16 protein-coding genes are annotated in these 16,191 nt (G+C 72.0%); 10 read left to right on the top strand and 6 right to left on the bottom strand.

Annotated features, from left to right (window positions below; translation table 11 throughout):
- Positions 1-2: 2 nt before the first annotated feature.
- Positions 3-371, bottom strand: coding sequence for a response regulator (locus tag ASF44_RS26175; protein ID WP_056902209.1), 369 nt, complete (start codon positions 369-371; stop codon positions 3-5).
- Positions 372-528: 157 nt separating this feature from the next.
- Between ASF44_RS26175 and ASF44_RS26170 the strand changes: the two genes are divergently transcribed.
- On the top strand, positions 529-1,626 hold the full coding sequence (locus ASF44_RS26170; RefSeq protein WP_056902208.1) for an acyltransferase: 1,098 nt from the start codon (positions 529-531) through the stop codon (positions 1,624-1,626).
- Between the two features lie 19 nt (positions 1,627-1,645).
- Here the strand turns inward: ASF44_RS26170 and ASF44_RS26165 are convergent, their stop codons facing one another.
- Positions 1,646-3,352, bottom strand: a complete 1,707-nt coding sequence (locus ASF44_RS26165) for a long-chain fatty acid--CoA ligase (RefSeq protein ID WP_056902207.1) — start codon at positions 3,350-3,352, stop codon at positions 1,646-1,648.
- Between the two features lie 88 nt (positions 3,353-3,440).
- Between ASF44_RS26165 and ASF44_RS26160 the strand changes: the two genes are divergently transcribed.
- Positions 3,441-4,634, top strand: a complete 1,194-nt coding sequence (locus ASF44_RS26160) for a patatin-like phospholipase family protein (RefSeq protein WP_056902206.1) — start codon at positions 3,441-3,443, stop codon at positions 4,632-4,634.
- Between the two features lies 1 nt (position 4,635).
- Here ASF44_RS26160 and ggt read toward each other — a convergent pair whose 3' ends face one another.
- Positions 4,636-6,369: a gamma-glutamyltransferase gene (gene ggt, locus ASF44_RS26155; RefSeq protein ID WP_369820960.1), complete on the bottom strand. Its 1,734-nt coding sequence runs from the start codon at positions 6,367-6,369 to the stop codon at positions 4,636-4,638.
- A gap of 102 nt (positions 6,370-6,471) precedes the next feature.
- Positions 6,472-7,155, bottom strand: coding sequence for a YceH family protein (locus tag ASF44_RS26150; RefSeq protein ID WP_056902204.1), 684 nt, complete (start codon positions 7,153-7,155; stop codon positions 6,472-6,474).
- Positions 7,156-7,300: 145 nt separating this feature from the next.
- Between ASF44_RS26150 and ASF44_RS26145 the strand changes: the two genes are divergently transcribed.
- Complete coding sequence (locus ASF44_RS26145; protein ID WP_056902203.1) at positions 7,301-8,533, top strand: diguanylate cyclase; 1,233 nt, start codon at positions 7,301-7,303, stop codon at positions 8,531-8,533.
- Here the strand turns inward: ASF44_RS26145 and ASF44_RS26140 are convergent.
- On the bottom strand, positions 8,530-9,561 hold the full coding sequence (locus tag ASF44_RS26140; RefSeq protein ID WP_056902202.1) for an isocitrate/isopropylmalate dehydrogenase family protein: 1,032 nt from the start codon (positions 9,559-9,561) through the stop codon (positions 8,530-8,532). The genes ASF44_RS26145 and ASF44_RS26140 overlap by 4 nt on opposite strands.
- A gap of 157 nt (positions 9,562-9,718) precedes the next feature.
- Between ASF44_RS26140 and ASF44_RS26135 the strand changes: the two genes are divergently transcribed.
- The 3 genes from ASF44_RS26135 to ASF44_RS26125 are packed head-to-tail and all read left to right on the top strand — an operon-like array spanning position 9,719 to position 11,559.
- A complete protein-coding gene (locus ASF44_RS26135) occupies positions 9,719-10,969 on the top strand; it encodes a DEAD/DEAH box helicase (protein ID WP_056902332.1) in 1,251 nt (416 codons plus the stop codon).
- Complete coding sequence (locus ASF44_RS26130; RefSeq protein ID WP_056902201.1) at positions 10,966-11,280, top strand: hypothetical protein; 315 nt, start codon at positions 10,966-10,968, stop codon at positions 11,278-11,280. Before ASF44_RS26135 ends, ASF44_RS26130 begins: the two co-directional genes overlap by 4 nt.
- Positions 11,281-11,304: 24 nt before the next feature.
- Positions 11,305-11,559, top strand: coding sequence for a hypothetical protein (locus ASF44_RS26125; RefSeq protein WP_056902200.1), 255 nt, complete (start codon positions 11,305-11,307; stop codon positions 11,557-11,559).
- A 34-nt stretch (positions 11,560-11,593) separates the two neighbouring features.
- Here the strand turns inward: ASF44_RS26125 and ASF44_RS26120 are convergent, their stop codons facing one another.
- The gene (locus ASF44_RS26120) at positions 11,594-12,409 is read right to left on the bottom strand and encodes an IclR family transcriptional regulator (protein WP_056902199.1); all 816 of its coding nucleotides are present in this window, start codon (positions 12,407-12,409) and stop codon (positions 11,594-11,596) included.
- 101 nt (positions 12,410-12,510) lie between these two features.
- Here ASF44_RS26120 and ASF44_RS26115 point away from each other — a divergent pair, with 101 nt between their 5' ends.
- The 4 genes from ASF44_RS26115 to ASF44_RS26100 are packed head-to-tail and all read left to right on the top strand — an operon-like array spanning position 12,511 to position 16,191.
- Positions 12,511-13,284 (top strand): enoyl-CoA hydratase-related protein, encoded by a 774-nt coding sequence (locus ASF44_RS26115; protein WP_056902198.1) that lies wholly within the window; start codon positions 12,511-12,513, stop codon positions 13,282-13,284.
- 2 nt (positions 13,285-13,286) lie between these two features.
- Positions 13,287-14,423 carry a CaiB/BaiF CoA-transferase family protein gene (locus tag ASF44_RS26110; RefSeq protein ID WP_056902197.1) on the top strand — a complete coding sequence of 379 codons (1,137 nt, stop codon included), beginning with the start codon at positions 13,287-13,289 and terminating at the stop codon, positions 14,421-14,423.
- Positions 14,424-14,449: 26 nt separating this feature from the next.
- Positions 14,450-15,406 (top strand): tripartite tricarboxylate transporter substrate binding protein, encoded by a 957-nt coding sequence (locus tag ASF44_RS26105; protein WP_082525054.1) that lies wholly within the window; start codon positions 14,450-14,452, stop codon positions 15,404-15,406.
- A 32-nt stretch (positions 15,407-15,438) separates the two neighbouring features.
- Positions 15,439-16,191: an enoyl-CoA hydratase/isomerase family protein gene (locus ASF44_RS26100; protein ID WP_056902195.1), complete on the top strand. Its 753-nt coding sequence runs from the start codon at positions 15,439-15,441 to the stop codon at positions 16,189-16,191.

Raw genomic sequence — 16,191 nt, 5'->3', positions numbered from 1 at the left:
CGTCACGGGCGCGGCAGCTCTTCGAGCACCTCGAGCAGCCGGTCGAGTTCGGTGGACTTGTCGTAGATGCCGTCGATGGCCATGGCGTTGCAGCGCTCGCGGATGCTGGGCGTCGCGTAGTTGCTCAGCACATAGATGCGCTGCCCCGCGCGGCGCTGCTCGAAGGCCCTGGCCACGCCCAGGCCCGAGCCCTGGACCAGGAACAGGTCGACCAGGGCCACATCCCACTCGGTGCGGCGCATGGCCTCGATGGCCGCGCTCTCGCCATCGGCCCAGTCCACGACCTGCGCGCCCAGCACCTCTTCCAGCATTTCCTGCATGGTCTGGCGGATGAGGGGGTTGTCTTCCACGAGGAAGATGCGAAGCGGCATGGGGGACCCGATGGGCCAGTGGTTCGCCGCGATGCTATCTCCGCGCGCCCCCACTTGATGTAGGTCAAGCGCGCTTCGTGCCCGCCCGGGCGGCGGGCCATGCGGCTCGGTCACAATGCCGCCCGCCGGTGCAAGTCCACGAACAAGGAAAAAACACGTGAGCCGCGGTCTGTCGGTCTACCTGGATCTGCTGCGCTTTCTCGCAGCGCTTGCGGTCTTCATGCTGCACGCAAGCTTCGAGCGCTTCTCGGGCGGGCTGCCGTTCTTCTGGCGCTTCGCGGTCTTCGGCAACGATGCGGTGATGCTGTTCTTCGTGCTGTCCGGCTTCGTGATCGCGCACGTGGCCACGCGCGAGGCCGCCAGCGCCCGCGGCTACGCAGCGGCGCGGCTGGCACGGCTGTGGTCGGTCTGCGTGCCGGCCCTGCTGCTGACGATGCTGGTCGACGGCATCGGCATCCAGCTCGCCCCCACGCTGTACGACTTCCCGTGGTACGAACACAGCCATCCGGTCGCCCGCGCGGTGGCCAGCCTGCTGTTCCTGAACGAACTGTGGTTCTGGTCGCTGCACCCGTTTTCCAACACGCCCTACTGGTCCGTGGGCTACGAGTTCTGGTACTACGTGCTGTTCGGCGCCTGGCTCTTCGCGCGCGGACGCATGCGCTGGCTGGCGTGCGGTCTGGTCGTGCTGGTCATGGGCCCCCGGATCCTGCTGCTGCTGCCGGTCTGGCTGGCGGGCGTGTGGGCCTACCGCAGCCCGCTCGCGCAGCGCATGGCGCCCCTGGCTGCGGGCGTGCTGTGCGCGGGCACGCTGGCCGGCTACCTGGCCTACCGCTACTCGGCCTTGCCCGAGGGGCTGGCCCTGTTCACCGTGCAATGGCTGGGCGATGCGACCACGCAGCGCCTGGGCTGGTCGTCCAATTTCCTTGCGAACTACCTCGTGGGTGCGCTCGTCGCGCTGCATTTCGTGGGCGCGCGGCGCCTGCTGCAGCAGAGTGCATCGGTGCCGCAGCGGCTGGAGCGCGCGATCCGCTACGTGGCCGGCTTCACGTTCGCGCTGTACCTGTTCCACAACCCGCTGCTGCAGTTCTTCGGGGCGCTGGTGCACTGGCTCGGCTGGTGGGAGCACCGCATGCTGCCCGTCGTGCTGGGGCCGCTCGCCGTGGTGTGGCTGCTGGGCGCGCGCACCGAGCGGCTGAAGGGCCCGCTCAAGGCGGCGCTGCTGCGCGCGTTCTCCCGGCGGGCACCGGCGCGCTGACGCGCTGGAGCGCCCGCTCTCAGCCCGCGGACGACTCCGCCTCCTGCAGCAGCCGCCACATCACCTTGCCGCTGCCGCTCTTGGGCAAGGCGTCGGCAAACTGCACCTGGCGCGGCACCTTGTAGGCCGCCATGTTGTCGCGGCACCAGGCGATGATGTCTTCTGCGGCCGTGTCCTTGTGCGTGGGCCGCAGCACCACCACGGCCTTGACCGACTCGCCGCGGTAGGCGTCCTGCGTGGCGATGATGCAGGCCTCCTGCACGGCCGGGTGGCGGTACATCAGCAGCTCCACCTCGGCCGGCCAGACCTTGAAGCCGCTGGCATTGATCATGCGCTTGAGGCGGTCGGTCATGAAGAAATAGCCGTCCTCGTCCATGCGGCCCATGTCGCCGGTGCGAAAGAAGCGCCGCCCTTCGAATTCGACGAAGGCAGCCGCCGTCGCCTCGGGCTGCTTCCAGTAGCCGTGGAAGACCTGCGGGCCGTGCACGATGATCTCGCCGGACTCGCCCACGGGCATCTCCTGCAGGCTGTCGGGATCGACCACGCGCGCGTCGGTGGTCGAGATGGGGATGCCCAGGCACTGCTGCTTGGGCCGCTCGAACGGGTTGGTGTGCGTGGGCGCGGCCGTCTCGGTCAGGCCGTAGCCCTCCTGGTAGCGCAGGCCATACTGCTCCACCAGGCGCTGGGCGATGGCCTGCGGCATGGCCGCGCCGCCGCCGCCGATCTGCTGCAGGCTGGTGAGGTCGTGGTTCGGCAGGTTGGGACTGGCCAGCAGGTCGACCACCATGGTGGGGATGTTGGTCCAGGCCGTGACCTTCCAGCGCGAGATCAGGTGGCCGGCCACGTCGCGGTCCCAGCGCGGCATCAGCACCAGCGTGGCCCCGGAAGCGATCGCCGTGTGCATCATGCTCACGATGCCGGTGATATGGAACATGGGCACCACCGCCAGCACCACCGATTCGGAGTTGGAGCACGACCACAACGTGCTGGACACCACGTTGTGCATGAGGTTGCTGTGGTGGTGGATGCAGCCCTTGGGCAGCCCCGTGGTGCCGCTGGTGTAGGGCAGCAGCGCCATGTCGTTCGCGCCCACCGTGTGCGCCGGCGCGGCCAGGCCTTGCGCCAGCAGCGCATCCCAGGCGTGCACGGCGCCGTCGGCCAGCGCCGGCAGCGGGTGGCGCGCCAGCAACCAGTTGCGCCAGGCCGGCGCCATGGCCGGGCCGTCGGCCGCCGCGGCATCGAAGGCATCGCTGAACTGCGTGACGACCAGGTGCGCCAGCCGCTGTGCTGCCGGCAAGGCATCGCTGGCCTTGGCCAGTTCGCCGGCCAGGTCGCCGGTGGTGATCGCCACCTTGGCGTCGGCATCGACCAGGTAGTGCCCGAGCTCCTGCGCCTTGTTCATGGGGTTGACCGGCACGACCACCGCATTGGCCCGCAGGATCGCGAAGTGCGCCACCACCAGCTGAGGGCAGTTCTGCATGAACAGCGCCACGCGGTCGCCACGCTGCACGCCCTGCGCGGCCAGCGCGCCGGCCAGCGCCTCGGCCTGCGCCGCCAGCGCCGCGTAGGTGGTCACGCGGTCGAAGAACACCAGGGCCGGCTTGTCGGGGTAGCGCGCCGCGCTGGTCGCCAGGTTGTGCCACAACGAGGTGGCCGGCACGGTCAGTGCACGCGGCACGCGCGAGGGCCAGAACTTGTGGTGGGGGCGGTCGACGGTCAGGGACATGGGCACGGGCCGGAAGTGGACGGAGCGGCCGAGAGTAGGCCAGAAGACCTGCCCGGAGCATCCGGGTGCGCCCCTAGACTTGTCACCCATGGCACACCCTTCCCCTTCCGCCGCCACGGCACTGGTGTTGACGGGCGGCGGCGCCCGGGCCGCCTACCAGGTCGGCGTGCTGCAGGCGCTGGCGCAGCTGCGCCAGGACACCGCGGCCGCCAGCACGGGCAACCCCTTCCCCATCATCGTGGGCACGTCGGCCGGCGCCATCAACGCCGCGGCGCTGGCCTGCGGCACCGACGACTTCGACGCTGCGGTGGCCGCCATCGCCGAGGTCTGGGCGCACCTGCGGCCCGGGCAGGTCTACCGTGCCGATGCGCTCGATCTGCTGGACCAGCCCGGCCGCGTGCGCATGTTCTGGGGCATGGCCCGGCTGCTCGCGCGCTGGCGCATCGCGCAGCCCCACAGCCTGCTCGACAACCAGCCGCTGGCCGCGCTGCTGCAGCGCCTGGTGCCGCTGGACCGGCTACCCGCACTGCTGCGTGCCGGCCACCTGCGGGCGCTGGCCGTCACCGCATCGAGCTACAGCGCGGGCGACCACTGCACCTTCTACCAGTCGGCCGCGCCCATGGAGCCCTGGCTGCGGTCGCAGCGCCGCGCCGTGCCGGGGTCCATCACGCATGCGCACCTGCTGGCATCCTCGGCCATTCCCTTCGTGTTCCCGGCCATGTCCATCGGGCCGGCGGATGCGGCCGAGTACTTCGGCGACGGCTCGATGCGCCAGGCCGCGCCGCTGTCGCCCGCGATCCACCTGGGCGCCGCGCGCATCCTGGCCGTCGGCGCGGGCCGCCTGCAGGAGCCGCGCGGCAGCAGCCCTACCCTGCACACCGGCGAACCCAGCGCGGCGCAGATCGCCGGCCATGCGCTGTCCAGCATCTTCCTGGACGCGCTGGGCGTGGACGTGGAACGCCTGCACCGCATCAACCAGACGCTGGCCCTGGTGCCTGCCGCGGCGCGCACCGCCACGGCGCTGCGGCCGGTGGAGCTGCTGCTGATCGCGCCCTCGCAGCGGCTGGACGCCATCGCCGCGCGCCATGCGCAGGCGCTGCCGGGCGTGGTGCGCCGGCTGTTCGCGGCCGGCGGCCCGGCCGCCCATGCGGCCACACAGTCCTCCGCTTTCGCAAGCTACCTGTTGTTCGATGCCGGCTTCACGGGCGAACTGATGGCGCTGGGCCGCGCCGACACGCTGGCCCAGGCCGCCCAGGTCCGCGCGTTCCTGGGCTGGACCTGACTCAGTACCCCGCCGCCAGACCGGTATTGCGCCGCGGATCGTTGGCGCCGAAGTAGCGCTTGCCGGGCACGGGCTTGGCTTCCAGCGCCGGCGCGCCGACCAGGATCACGGCCAGGTGGTTGGCCGGCTGCGGCGCGGCGAACTGGTGGCCCCAGCCCTCCAGGATGCGGCGCGTGTCGGGCGAGAGCATGCGCGCCTCCACGTTGGTGGCCTCGGGCAGCCACTGCTGGTGGAAGCGCGGCGCGTCCACCGCCTCCTGCACCGTCATGCCGTAGTCCAGCACGTTGAGGATCGTGTGCAGCACGGCCGTGATGATGCGGCTGCCGCCCGGCGTGCCGACCACCATGAGCGGCTGGCCGTCCTTGCCGGTCACGATGGTCGGACTCATGGACGACAGCGGCCGCTTGCCGGGCGCGATGGCATTGGCCTCGCCCTGCACCAGGCCGTACAGGTTGGGCACGCCGACCTTGACCGTGAAGTCGTCCATCTCGTTGTTGAGCAGCACGCCCGTGCCTGCGGCCGTGACCTTGGCACCGAACCAGTCGTTCAGCGTGTAGGTGACCGACACCGCATTGCCCCACTTGTCGGTGATGGAGTAGTGCGTGGTGTTGCTGCCCTCGTGCGGCGCCACGCCGGGCTTGAGCGCGCGGCTGCTGGCGGCCTGGTTGGGCGCGATGGCCGCGCGGATGCGCGCCGCGTAGTCCTTGGACAGCAGCCGCTCCATCGGGTTCTTGACGAAGTCCGGATCGCCCAGGTAGCTGTTGCGGTCCACGTAGGCGTGGCGCATGGCCTCGATCTGGTAGTGCACGCCCTGCGCCGCGCCCCAGCCCAGGTCCTTGAGCGGGTAGCCTTCCAGGATGTTCAGCACCTCGCAGATCACCACGCCGCCCGAGCTCGGCGGCGGTGCCGAGACGATGCCGTAGCCGCGGTAGTTGCACTCCACCGGCTTGAGCTCGCGCGTCTTGTACTGGTCCAGATCGGCCTGCGTGATGATGCCTTTGCCCGCTTGGCTGGAGGCCACGATGGCAGCGCCCACCGGGCCCTTGTAGAAGCCGTCCACGCCGCGCTCGCTGATCGCCTGCAGCGTGCCCGCGAGGTCGCGCTGCACGAGCTTCTGGCCGCTCTGGAACGGTTCGCCGCGGTTCAGGAAGATGTCGGCCGTCGGCGCATCCCGGCGGAAGTCCGCCGTGGCCGTGGCCAGCAGGTCGATGTCGCCCTGCTCCAGCACGAAGCCGTCGCGCGCGAGCTTGATCGACGGCGCGATCAGCGTGGCGCGCTGCTGCGTGCCGTACTTCTCGCGCGCGTACTCCAGCCCCGACACCGAGCCCGGCACGCCCACGGCCAGGTGGCCCAGCGTGCTCGCGCCCTTGATGACGTTGCCGTCCTTGTCCAGGTACATGTTGGCCGTCGCGGCCAGCGGCGCCTTCTCGCGGAAATCCAGGAAGGTGCTGCGGCCATCGGCCAGGCGGATGGTCATGAAGCCGCCGCCGCCCAGGTTGCCGGCCGCCGGGTAGACGACGGCCAGCGCATAGCCCACGGCCACCGCCGCGTCGACGGCGTTGCCGCCGTCCTTGAGCACATCCACGCCGACGCGCGTGGCCAGGTGCTGGGCCGAGACGACCATGCCGTTCTCGGCCGCCACCGGCGCCTGCGAGGCCGCCAGCGCGGCGCTGGTCCACACCGCCGCGCAGCCGGCGGCGCAGACGGAAAGCGAAAGGGAAAAGGTCCAACGCATCGAAAGTCTCCTCTTGTCTTGCATACGGTGCGGGACGGTGATTCTGCTGCGGTTTCCGGTGTGCAGCGGCGCGTTCAAGAGGAGTTACATCTGCGCCGCGCGTCAGGCCTGCGGGGCGATGCCCAACTCCGTGCACAGCCGCGCCACCGTGGCCTTGAGCGCGGCCACCTCGCCTTCGAGCCGCTGCACCTGGGCACGCAGCGCGGGCACTTCGCCGACCGGATCGGCCGCCGAAAGCGGCGCGTCCAGCGCAGCGGCGGCCTCGGGCGCATCGCCCGACAGCAGGTGCATCCAGCGGCTCTCGCGCGCACCGGGCAACCGCGCCAGCCGCGCCACCAGCGCACCGGCGGGCCGCTCGGCCAGTTCGTCCAGGAAGGCCTCGACCGAGGAGATGTCGGCGAAGTTGTGCATGCGCTCGCTGGCGATGCGCAGCTCGCCCGCCGTCTGCGGCCCGCGCAGCAACAGCACTGCGAGCAGCGCCTGCGACTGCGACGGGATGCGCAGCACGCCATCGGCGTTGTGGGCATAGCGCATGGCGCGCCCACCGCTGGTCTCGTTGGTGAAGGCCATGCTGCGCAGGCTGTCCAGCGCGTCCTGCACCTGGGCCTCGCTCAGCTCCATCACCGGATGTCGGCTGGTCTTCTGGTTGCAGCCGGCCACCAGGCTGTTCAGCGTCAGCGGATAGGTGTCGGGCACGGTGCGCTGCTTCTCGATCAGCACGCCCAGCACGCGCGCCTCGGCGAGGGAAAGGACGGGCACCCCCCGGAGCGGCCCGGCGGTGCTCATGCACCCTCCGGGATACAGGTGATTACAAACATGCATGCGGTCATGGGCAGGTTCTCCGGCAAAGATGCGGCAACAGGCGCCGCACCGGGCGGCATTGTTGCCCGCCGGCACACGCTGCCTGCACCGACGCAAGGCTCCACGTTCGATGTTCGCTCCTCCGCTGCCGACCGAGACCACCGATACGCCCTACGGCCAGCAGCTGCGGGCCGGCTTCCGCTGGCTGCGGTTCGCGCCAGCGCTGGAGGCGGAGTACCGCGCCGCATCGCTGCAGGGACTCAGCCACCTGACCCTGGTGGCCGGAGCGGCCGGCATGGCCGTCTGGCTGGTGTTCATCGGCATGGACTTCGCGCGGCTCGACCTGGTGGCGCGCTTTCCGCACTGGCCTGCGCCGCTGTGGCGGCTGGCCGCGATCCGCGCGCTGGTGTTGCTGGTCTTCGTCGTCGGCATGGTGGCGCTGTGGCGCGGCCACCACCCCCGCCAGCGCGTGCTGGTGGCCGGCATGCTGTTCCTGCTGACCCTGGGTGGGGCCGCGGCCATCGCCATCTACCTCGAATTGCGCCAGTCGCACGACAACTGGGTGCTGGCGCTGGTCATGATCGCCGTTTTCCTGCCGCTGGGACTCGGCTTCTTCGAGGCCGCGGCCGTGGCGCTGGCCTGCACCGGCGCCGTGGCGGTGCTGGGCGCCGTGCTGCCGCAGGCCGATGCGGCCGCGACGCTCACGCGGCTGGCCATCCTGATGCTGGTGGCCGGCGTGGCCGGCGCCACCAGCGCCTACATGCGGGAGTACGCCCAGCGCGGGCAGTTCCTGTTGCTGCACGAACTGCGGTGGCAGGCCTCGCGCGACGCGCTCACCGGCCTGTTCAACCGGCGCGTCTTCACGGCCGCGCTGGACGCGGCGCGCCAGCGCGAGGCGCCCGCGCTGCTGGTCATGCTGGATGTGGACCACTTCAAGCTCTACAACGACACCTGCGGCCACCAGGCCGGCGACCTGGCGTTGCAGCGCCTCGCACGCGCGCTGGACCGCATCGCCCCGCCGCCGCATGGCCAGGCGTTCCGTACCGGCGGCGAGGAGATGTGCCTGCTGCTGCACGGCGCCACCGCGCAGGACGCCGTGGCGCTGGGCGCGCGCATGCTGCAGGAGGTGCGCGCGCTCGGCATCGCGCATGCCGCCTCGGCCACCACCGACCGGCTGAGCGTCAGCGCCGGCTGCGCGCTGCTGGCGCCGGACGAGTCCGCCGCGTCGCTGTGCCGCCGGGCCGACCAGTTGCTCTACGAGGCCAAGGCGCGGGGCCGCAACTGCGTGGTGCTCGACCCGGCGCTGGGCGGGCGCGTGCTGTACGGCCCCGCGCGGCAACGCGACCTGGCGGCCGCAGCCTAGCCGCCGCGGATGCGCGCCACCAGCGCCTGCGTGAACCGGGCCGTGCCGGCCTGGCCGCCCAGGTCGCCGGTGCGCACCTGGTCGATGTTCAGGGTGGCGTCGATGGCCTCGCGCAAGCGGCGCGCGAGGTCTGGCAGCTGCACGTGCTCCAGCATCAGCGCGGCGGCCAGCATGATGGCCACGGGGTTCGCGATGCCCTTGCCCGCGATGTCGGGCGCCGAGCCGTGCACCGCCTCGAAGATCGCCGCGTCCTTTCCGATGTTGGCACCCGGCGCCATGCCCAGCCCGCCGACCAGGCCGGCCACGAGGTCCGAGAGGATGTCGCCGAACAGGTTGGTCGTCACCAGCATGTCGAACTGCCAGGGGTTCAGCACCAGCTTCATCGCGCAGGCGTCGACGATCACGGTCTCCAGCGCGAACTTGCCCTGGTAGCGCTCGGCATAGAGCTGCTCGCCGGTCTCCAGGAAGATGCCCGTCAGCGCCTTCATGATGTTGGCCTTGTGCACCAGCGTGACCTTCTTGCGGCCGGTGGCGATCGCCGTGTCGAACGCATATTCGAGGATGCGGCGGCTGCCGGCCCGCGTGTTGATGCCCGTGGCCATGGCCACGGCGTGCGGATCGTCGTCGATCTGCACATAGTGCTCGTGGCCGATGTACAGGCCTTCGAGGTTCTCGCGCACGACCAGCAGATCGATCTTGTCGAAGCGCCCGCCCGGGATCACCGTGCGCGCGGGCCGCAGGTTGGCGTAGAGCTTGAACTCCTCGCGCAGGCGCACGTTGGACGATCGGTAGCCGCCGCCCGAGGGCGTCTCCAGCGGGCCCTTCAGCGCCAGCCGCGTGCGGCGGATGCTGTCCAGCGTGGCCTGGGGCAGCGGGTCGCCGGCGGCCTGCACGCCGCCCAGGCCGGCGATCTGGCGGTCCCAGGCGAAGGGTGCGCCCAGCGCGTCGAGCGCGGCCACGGTGGCCTCGACGATCTCGGGGCCGATGCCGTCGCCGGGAATCAGGGTGGCGGGAATGGGAGTGGTCATGGTGGAATCCTGTCGCGTCTTGAACCAGCGCGCGCAGCATACCCGCCGGCCGCGCCATACCGGCAAGACCGCAGCCCCCGCGGGGCTGCCCACGTACACTGCCGCGCCGCACCCCGCGCACGCCGCCCTTCTCCGCATGAACGAACCCGATCCGGCCCTGCCCTTCTCCGCCCTGGGCCTGGTGCCCGCGCTGGCGCACGCCGCCGCCGCGCAGGGCTACGACCAGCCCACGCCCGTGCAGGCCGCCGCCATCCCGCTGCTGCTGCAGGGCCGCGACCTGCGGGCCAGCGCCCCCACCGGATCGGGCAAGACCGCCGCCTTCGTGCTGCCGCTGCTGCAGCGCTGGACCGGGGCGCCGCGCCAGCAGCCGCGCCACCTGCACACGCTGGTGCTGGTGCCCACGCGCGAACTGGCCACCCAGGTGGCCGAGCAGGTGCAGGCGCTGGCCGCCGCGCTGCCCGAACCGCCGCGCCTGGTGCGCGCCATCGGCGGCGTCTCCATCAACCCGCAGATGCTGGCGCTGCGTGGCGGCGCCGACATCGTGGTCGCCACGCCGGGCCGTGCGCTCGACCTGGCCGCGCGCCATGCGCTGCGCCTGGACGGGCTGCAGGCGCTGGTGCTGGACGAAGCCGACCGCCTGCTCGACCTGGGCTTCGCCGACGAACTGCAGCAGTTGCTGCGCCGGCTGCCCGCCGAACGCCAGACGCTGCTGTTCTCGGCCACCTTCCCGCCCGCCGTGCAGGCACTGGCCGACGGCCTGCTGCGCGACCCCGCCCAGGTGCAGGCACCGGCGCAGCTGGCGGCCCTGCCCGACATCGCCCAGCGCGCCATCGTGGTCGACACCGGGCGGCGCACGCAGCTGCTGCGCCACCTCATCGCGCAGGAGGCCTGGCCGCAGGTGCTGGTGTTCGTGGCCACCAAGCTGGCCTGCGAGACGGTGGCCGCCAAGCTGCGCAAGGCCGGCCTGTCGGCCGAGCCGCTGCACGGCCAGTTGAGCCAGGGCAAGCGCAGCCAGGTGCTGGCCGACTTCAAGGCCGCCCGTGTGCAGGTGATGGTGGCGACCGACCTGGCCGCGCGCGGCATCGACATCGTGCAGCTGCCCGCCGTCGTCAACTTCGACCTCGCACGCTCGCCCACCGAGCACGTGCACCGCATCGGCCGCACCGGGCGCGCCGGTGCGAGCGGCGTGGCGCTGAGCTTCGTGCCCCCGGCGTCCGAGGCGCATTTCCAGCTCATCGAAAAGCGCCAGGGCCTGGCCGTGGCGCGCGAACAGGTGCCGGGCTTCGAGGCCCGGGAAGCGGCACCGGCCGCCGTGTCCGACCCGCAGGGCGGCATCAAGGGCCGCCGGCCGAGCAAGAAGGACAAGCTGCGCGCCGCCGCCGCCGCTGCCGACGCGGGCAAGCCATGACGCTGCAGTTCCTGCTGTTCGACCAGAGCGAAGGCGGCGACGGCACCGGCGCCTTCGAGGCCATGGCCGCCGTGCTGCCCGCGCAGGCCGGCGCGGTCGAGGCCGAGATCGCCGCCGTGCTGGACTGGGCCGGCGGGCACTTCGGCGTGCCCGCGCCGCTGGAAGACGGCGGCGAATGGCATGCCGAAGTGCAGTGCAGCGAGGAGGCCGACGGCAGCGGAACGCCGCGCCGGGTGTTCAGCCTGTCGCTGGCCGGCTCGGCGGCGTTCTGCGCGGCATTCGAGAGCCGCTTCGGCGACGCACTGGCCTGAACCGCACTCCCACGGACGACCGACATGCCCGAACAAGCCATCACCACCCCCATCTACAAGCTCTACCCCTCGCCGCGCAACCGCGACCGCCAGCTCTTCGCGCACGAGGTCTTCGTGCCCCACATGTACGCGTTGGTGGACCCGCCCAGCTACGACCCGCAGGGCCGCTGGAGCCTGTTCGCCGCGCACCGGCTGGCCGATGGCAAGAACGGCCAGCTCGTCACCTTCGAGCTGCAGGCCGACGCCGCACGCTTCGAGGCGCGCTTCACGCCGGACTGACCCGGCCTGGCCGCGTGGCCGCGCGGCGCTCGATCTACAGGTCGGCCGCGGCCCAGGCGGCCTGGATGTCGGCGGCCAGCCGCAGCAGCAGGCCCACATGGTTCTCGTCGCCCTCCTGCGTGGACGCCGCGGGCACCGGGAAACTCACGTTCAGTGCGTACAGTTCGCCGCCCGGCGTGCGCAGCGGCGCCGCCACCGAGACCATGCCGGCCTGCCACTGCGCGCGGCAGAAACCCTGCGCGCGCACGCTGGCCAGCGCCGCATCCACGCCGCGCTGCAAGGCGGGCCAGCCGCCGCCATGGGCCTGGCGCAGCCGCGCCAGCAGCGCCTTGCGCTCGGCCACGGCCATGCCGGACAGGAAGGCGCAGCCCAGCGCCGTGCTGGCGATGGGAATGCGCGAGCCCGGCACGATGCGCCGGAACATGCCGAGCCGGCTCAGCCGCACCGAGTCGAGGTAGACCATCTCCAGCTGGTCGGCCATGGCCAGGCCGACGTTGACGCGCCGCCCCTCGGCCAGCGAGCGCATCAGCGGCAAGGCCACCTCCAGCGCGCGTTCCGACGCGCGGTACACCAGCGCCAGCGTGAGGCACACCGGCCCCAGGCGGTAGCCCTGCTGCTGGTGGTCGTAGGCCAGGAAGCCGGCGTCCACCAGAGAGCGCGTGAGCCGGCTCACGGTCGGGCGCGGCAGGCCGCTGCGCTCGGCCAGCTCGGCGTTGCCCAGCGTGCGGCCGCCGAGGCGGAACGCGCGCAGCAGCAGCAGGCCGCGCTCCAGCGACTGGCTGCCGGGCGTGCTGCGCACGAAGCTGCCGGAGGCGCGTGTGCGCGTGCGCGTGGAGTGTTCGGAGGCCATGGCAAGGTCCGCTGCAATTTCGAATTCCGAAATTGTGCGCTTGCCGCTCGAGGGTGGCCTCGCAATACTGCCAGTCGGCTCGACGACAACGGAGACAACCGATGGAATTCACACAGCTGCACTACAGCGTCGCAGACCGCGTCGCCGTGCTGCGCTTCGAGCGGCCCGAGCGCATGAACGCCTGGACCGCCACGCTGGAGACCGAACTGCGCCAGGCTCTGGCGCTGGCCGAGCAGGACGACGGCGTGCGCTGCATCGTGCTGACCGGCGCCGGCCGCGCCTTCTGCGCCGGCATGGACATGGAGGTGCTGAGCGCGTCCGGGGACCGCAGCGGCGGCCCGCTGGCCGAGGGCCGGCGCTACCTGTTCATGGACCGCATCGACAAGCCGCTGGTGGCCGCCATCAACGGCGCGGCGGCCGGCGTCGGCCTGTGCCTGGCGCTGTACTGCGACCTGCGCTTCGTGGCCGCCGGCGCCAAGCTCACGGCCCCGTATGCGCGGCGCGGCCTGGCGGCCGAACACGGCATCGCCTGGCTGCTGCCGCGGCTGGTCGGCCCGATGCACGCGGCCGACCTGCTGCTGAGCGGCCGCACGCTGCTGGCCGACGAGGCCGAGCGCATGGGCCTGGCGCGCATGCTGCCGGCCGAGGGCTTCATCGACGCCGTGCTCCAGCAGGCGCGCGAGCTGGCCAACGCCACCTCGCCGCGCTCGGTGCGCACCATGAAGCGCCAGCTGCGCGAGGCCCGCACGCAGACGCTGCCAGAGGCCACCGACGCGGGCGACCGCGAGATCGCAGCCTGCCGCGGCACCGAGGACTTCCGCGAGGGCGTGCAGCACTTCATCGAGAAGCGCGCGCCCCGCTTCACGGGACGATGAGCATGGAAAACTTCGCCGCACAACCGCTCAAGGGCATCCGCGTGGTCGAGATCGCGCAGAACATCGCCGGCCCCTACGCGGGCGAGATCCTGTCGGCACTGGGCGCCGACGTCGTCAAGGTCGAGCGCCCCGGCACCGGCGACGACGCGCGCGGCTGGGGCCCGCCGTTCTGGCGCGGCACGGCCACCACCTTCCAGGCCATGAACCATGGCAAGAAGAGCATCACGCTGGACCTGAAGGACGCGGCCGACCTGCAGTGGCTGCGCGAGCACATCGCGCAGGCCGACGTGTTCGTGCAGAACATGCGGCCGGGCTCGCTGGCCGAGCTGCAGCTGGGCCCCGATGTGCTGTGCGCGGCCAACCCGCGCCTGGTGTACTGCTCGCTGACGGCCTTCGGCCACAAGGGCCCCAAGCAGCTGGCGCCCGGCTACGAGCCCATGGTGCAGGCCTATGCGGGCCTGTTCAGCGTCAACGGCGCCGCCGACGGGCCGCCGGCGCGCGTGGGCATGCAGGTGCTGGACCTGGGCAGCGGCATCTGGGCCGCGCTGGGCTGCATCGCTGCCCTGTTCCAGCGCACCAGCAGCGGCAAGGGCTGCGTGGTCGACACCTCGCTGTTCGAGACCGCGCTGGGCTGGCTGCAGGTGGCCATGGCGGGCTTCCAGGCCACCGGCCAGCAGCCCGCGCGGCACCGCAGCGGCAACCCCAACGTGGTGGTGTTCCAGGCGCTGCCGACGGCCGACGGCGAGGTGGTGGTCGCCGCCGCCAACGACCGGCTGTTCGCCAAGCTGGCGCGCCTGGTCGGCCACGCCGAATGGGCAGCCGACCCGCGCTACGCCAGCAACGCGCTGCGCGTACAGCACAAGGCCGAGCTGGTGCCGCAGCTGGAGGCGCTGTTCCGCCAGCGCCCGACGGCCGACTGGATCACGGCGCTGGAGGACGCCGGCATCCCCTGCGGCCCGATCCAGGACTTCGCGCAGGTGATGGCGCAGCCGCAGACCGAGGCCATCGGCATCTTCCAGAACATTCCCGGGGTCGACCTGCGCGTGGTCGGCCTGCCGCTGTCCTTCGACGGCGAACGCCCGCCGATGCGCGGGCGTGCGCCGGAGCTGGGCGAGCACACGCAGGACCTGCGGGGCTGATTCCACCAACGAACAAGGAGACACGCATGGACAGAAGACAGTGGCTCATGGGCCTGGCCGCGCTGCCGCTGGCCGCGGCGCTGCCCGCGCACGCGCAGGACAAACCCATCCAGATCATCGTGCCGTTCGGCCCCGGCGGCTCGGGCGACATCTCGGCGCGCATGTTGTCGGAGTTCCTGACCAGGAAGACCGGGCGCGCCGTGGTCGTGGACAACAAGCCCGGCGGCAACGGCATCATCGGCGTGGAGGCCGCGCGCATCGCGCCGGCCGACGGCTCGGTGCTGCTGCTGGCCACCACCTCCACGCACCTGGCCAACCCGGCGCTGTTCCACAAGCTGCCCTACGACCCGGGCAAGGACTTCCGGCTGGTCGGCTCGTTCGGCCCCGGCTCGACCTACCTGCTGGTGCGGCCGGACGCGCCCTACAAGACGCTGCAGGACTTCGTGCGCGCGGCCAAGGCCGCGCCCGGACAGATCAACTACGGCCACTTCAACGCCACCTCCAAGGTCACGGCCGCGCTGTTCGCGCACGAGGCCGGCATCGCGCTCACGGCCATTCCCTACAAGCAGGTCGGGCAGGCCATGTCCGAACTCATGGCGGGCCAGATCCAGGTGGTGTTCACCGACACCGTGCAGGGCGACTCCTTCGTGGCCTCGGGCCAGCTGCGCGCGCTGGCCGTGCACAGCGACAAGCGGCTGCAGCGCTACCCCGACCTGCCGCTGATCGCCGAGAGCATCCCCAACTTCACGATCCGCGGCGGCTTCCTGGGCATCGCCGTGCCGGCCGCCACGCCGCTGGCCACGCAGCAGCAGCTCAACGGCTGGATCAACGAGGCCGTGACGACCGACCCGATCAAGTCGCGGCTGGAGGGCTTCGCCTTCTCGCCGGCCAGGGTGGGCCTGGCCGAGCTGGCCGCCTTCGAGCGCGAGGAGCGCGCGAAGTGGAAGCAGTACGTCGAGATCGCCAAGATCGACATCCAATGACCACCACAGGCCACCCCGCCACGAGCCATCCCATGACCGACATCGCCCTGCTCGACTCCGGCCACGACCACGTGGCGCTGCTGGAGATCCGCCGCCCGCCGCACAACCACGCCAGCCTGGAGATGCTGCGCGAACTGGCCGACGCGCTGGAGCGGCTGGACGCCGACCCCGCCGTGCGCTGCACCGTGCTGGCGGCCGAGGGCCGCGTGTTCTGCGCCGGCGCCGACTTCAGCGGCGGCGCGCAGGACCCGGCCGCGTTCTACGTGCAGGCCATGCGGCTGTTCCGCACCGCCAAGCCCCTGGTGGCCGCGGTGCACGGCGCGGCCATCGGCGCGGGCCTGGGCCTGGCCGTGGCCGCCGACTTCCGCGTGACCTGTGCCCAGGCGCGCTTCTCCGCCAACTTCAACCGCCTCGGCTTCCACCCCGGCTTCGGCCTCAGCGCCACGCTGCCGCGCCTGGTCGGCCCGCAGCAGGCGGCCCTGCTGCTGTTCACCGGGCGGCGCATCGGCGGCGAGGACGCCGTGCGCATGGGCCTGGCGGACCAGCTGGTCGACGAGGCCGAGGTGCGCGCCAGCGCGCTGGCGCTGGCGGCCGAGATCGCGGTGTCTGCGCCGCTGGCCGTGACCAGCACGCGCGCCACGCTGCGCCGCGGCCTGGCCGACGAGGTGGAGCGCGTGAACCGCCACGAGCGCGAGATGCAGCAGGCGCACTACGCCACGGCCGACTTCCGCGAGGGCGTGCGCGCGATGGCCGAACGCCGGCCGCCGCGCTTCGAGGGCCGCTGA

The organism is Pseudorhodoferax sp. Leaf274 (genome assembly GCF_001422445.1).
GTDB lineage: Bacteria > Pseudomonadota > Gammaproteobacteria > Burkholderiales > Burkholderiaceae_C > Pseudorhodoferax.
Note: the sequence above shows the minus strand (reverse complement) of the source record. Positions and strands in the feature narration are given on the sequence as shown.

Coding starts and splice junctions, on each gene's coding strand:
- ASF44_RS26120 (WP_056902199.1), bottom strand. CDS start 12,409: ATGGCCTCCGAACACTCCACGCGCACGCGCACACGCGCCTCCGGCAGC.
- ASF44_RS26140 (WP_056902202.1), bottom strand. CDS start 9,561: ATGACCACTCCCATTCCCGCCACCCTGATTCCCGGCGACGGCATCGGC.
- ASF44_RS26145 (WP_056902203.1), top strand. CDS start 7,301: ATGTTCGCTCCTCCGCTGCCGACCGAGACCACCGATACGCCCTACGGC.
- ASF44_RS26165 (WP_056902207.1), bottom strand. CDS start 3,352: ATGTCCCTGACCGTCGACCGCCCCCACCACAAGTTCTGGCCCTCGCGC.
- ASF44_RS26105 (WP_082525054.1), top strand. CDS start 14,450: ATGGACAGAAGACAGTGGCTCATGGGCCTGGCCGCGCTGCCGCTGGCC.
- ASF44_RS26125 (WP_056902200.1), top strand. CDS start 11,305: ATGCCCGAACAAGCCATCACCACCCCCATCTACAAGCTCTACCCCTCG.
- ASF44_RS26100 (WP_056902195.1), top strand. CDS start 15,439: ATGACCGACATCGCCCTGCTCGACTCCGGCCACGACCACGTGGCGCTG.
- ASF44_RS26130 (WP_056902201.1), top strand. CDS start 10,966: ATGACGCTGCAGTTCCTGCTGTTCGACCAGAGCGAAGGCGGCGACGGC.
- ggt (WP_369820960.1), bottom strand. CDS start 6,369: ATGCGTTGGACCTTTTCCCTTTCGCTTTCCGTCTGCGCCGCCGGCTGC.
- ASF44_RS26115 (WP_056902198.1), top strand. CDS start 12,511: ATGGAATTCACACAGCTGCACTACAGCGTCGCAGACCGCGTCGCCGTG.
- ASF44_RS26150 (WP_056902204.1), bottom strand. CDS start 7,155: ATGAGCACCGCCGGGCCGCTCCGGGGGGTGCCCGTCCTTTCCCTCGCC.
- ASF44_RS26175 (WP_056902209.1), bottom strand. CDS start 371: ATGCCGCTTCGCATCTTCCTCGTGGAAGACAACCCCCTCATCCGCCAG.
- ASF44_RS26160 (WP_056902206.1), top strand. CDS start 3,441: ATGGCACACCCTTCCCCTTCCGCCGCCACGGCACTGGTGTTGACGGGC.
- ASF44_RS26110 (WP_056902197.1), top strand. CDS start 13,287: ATGGAAAACTTCGCCGCACAACCGCTCAAGGGCATCCGCGTGGTCGAG.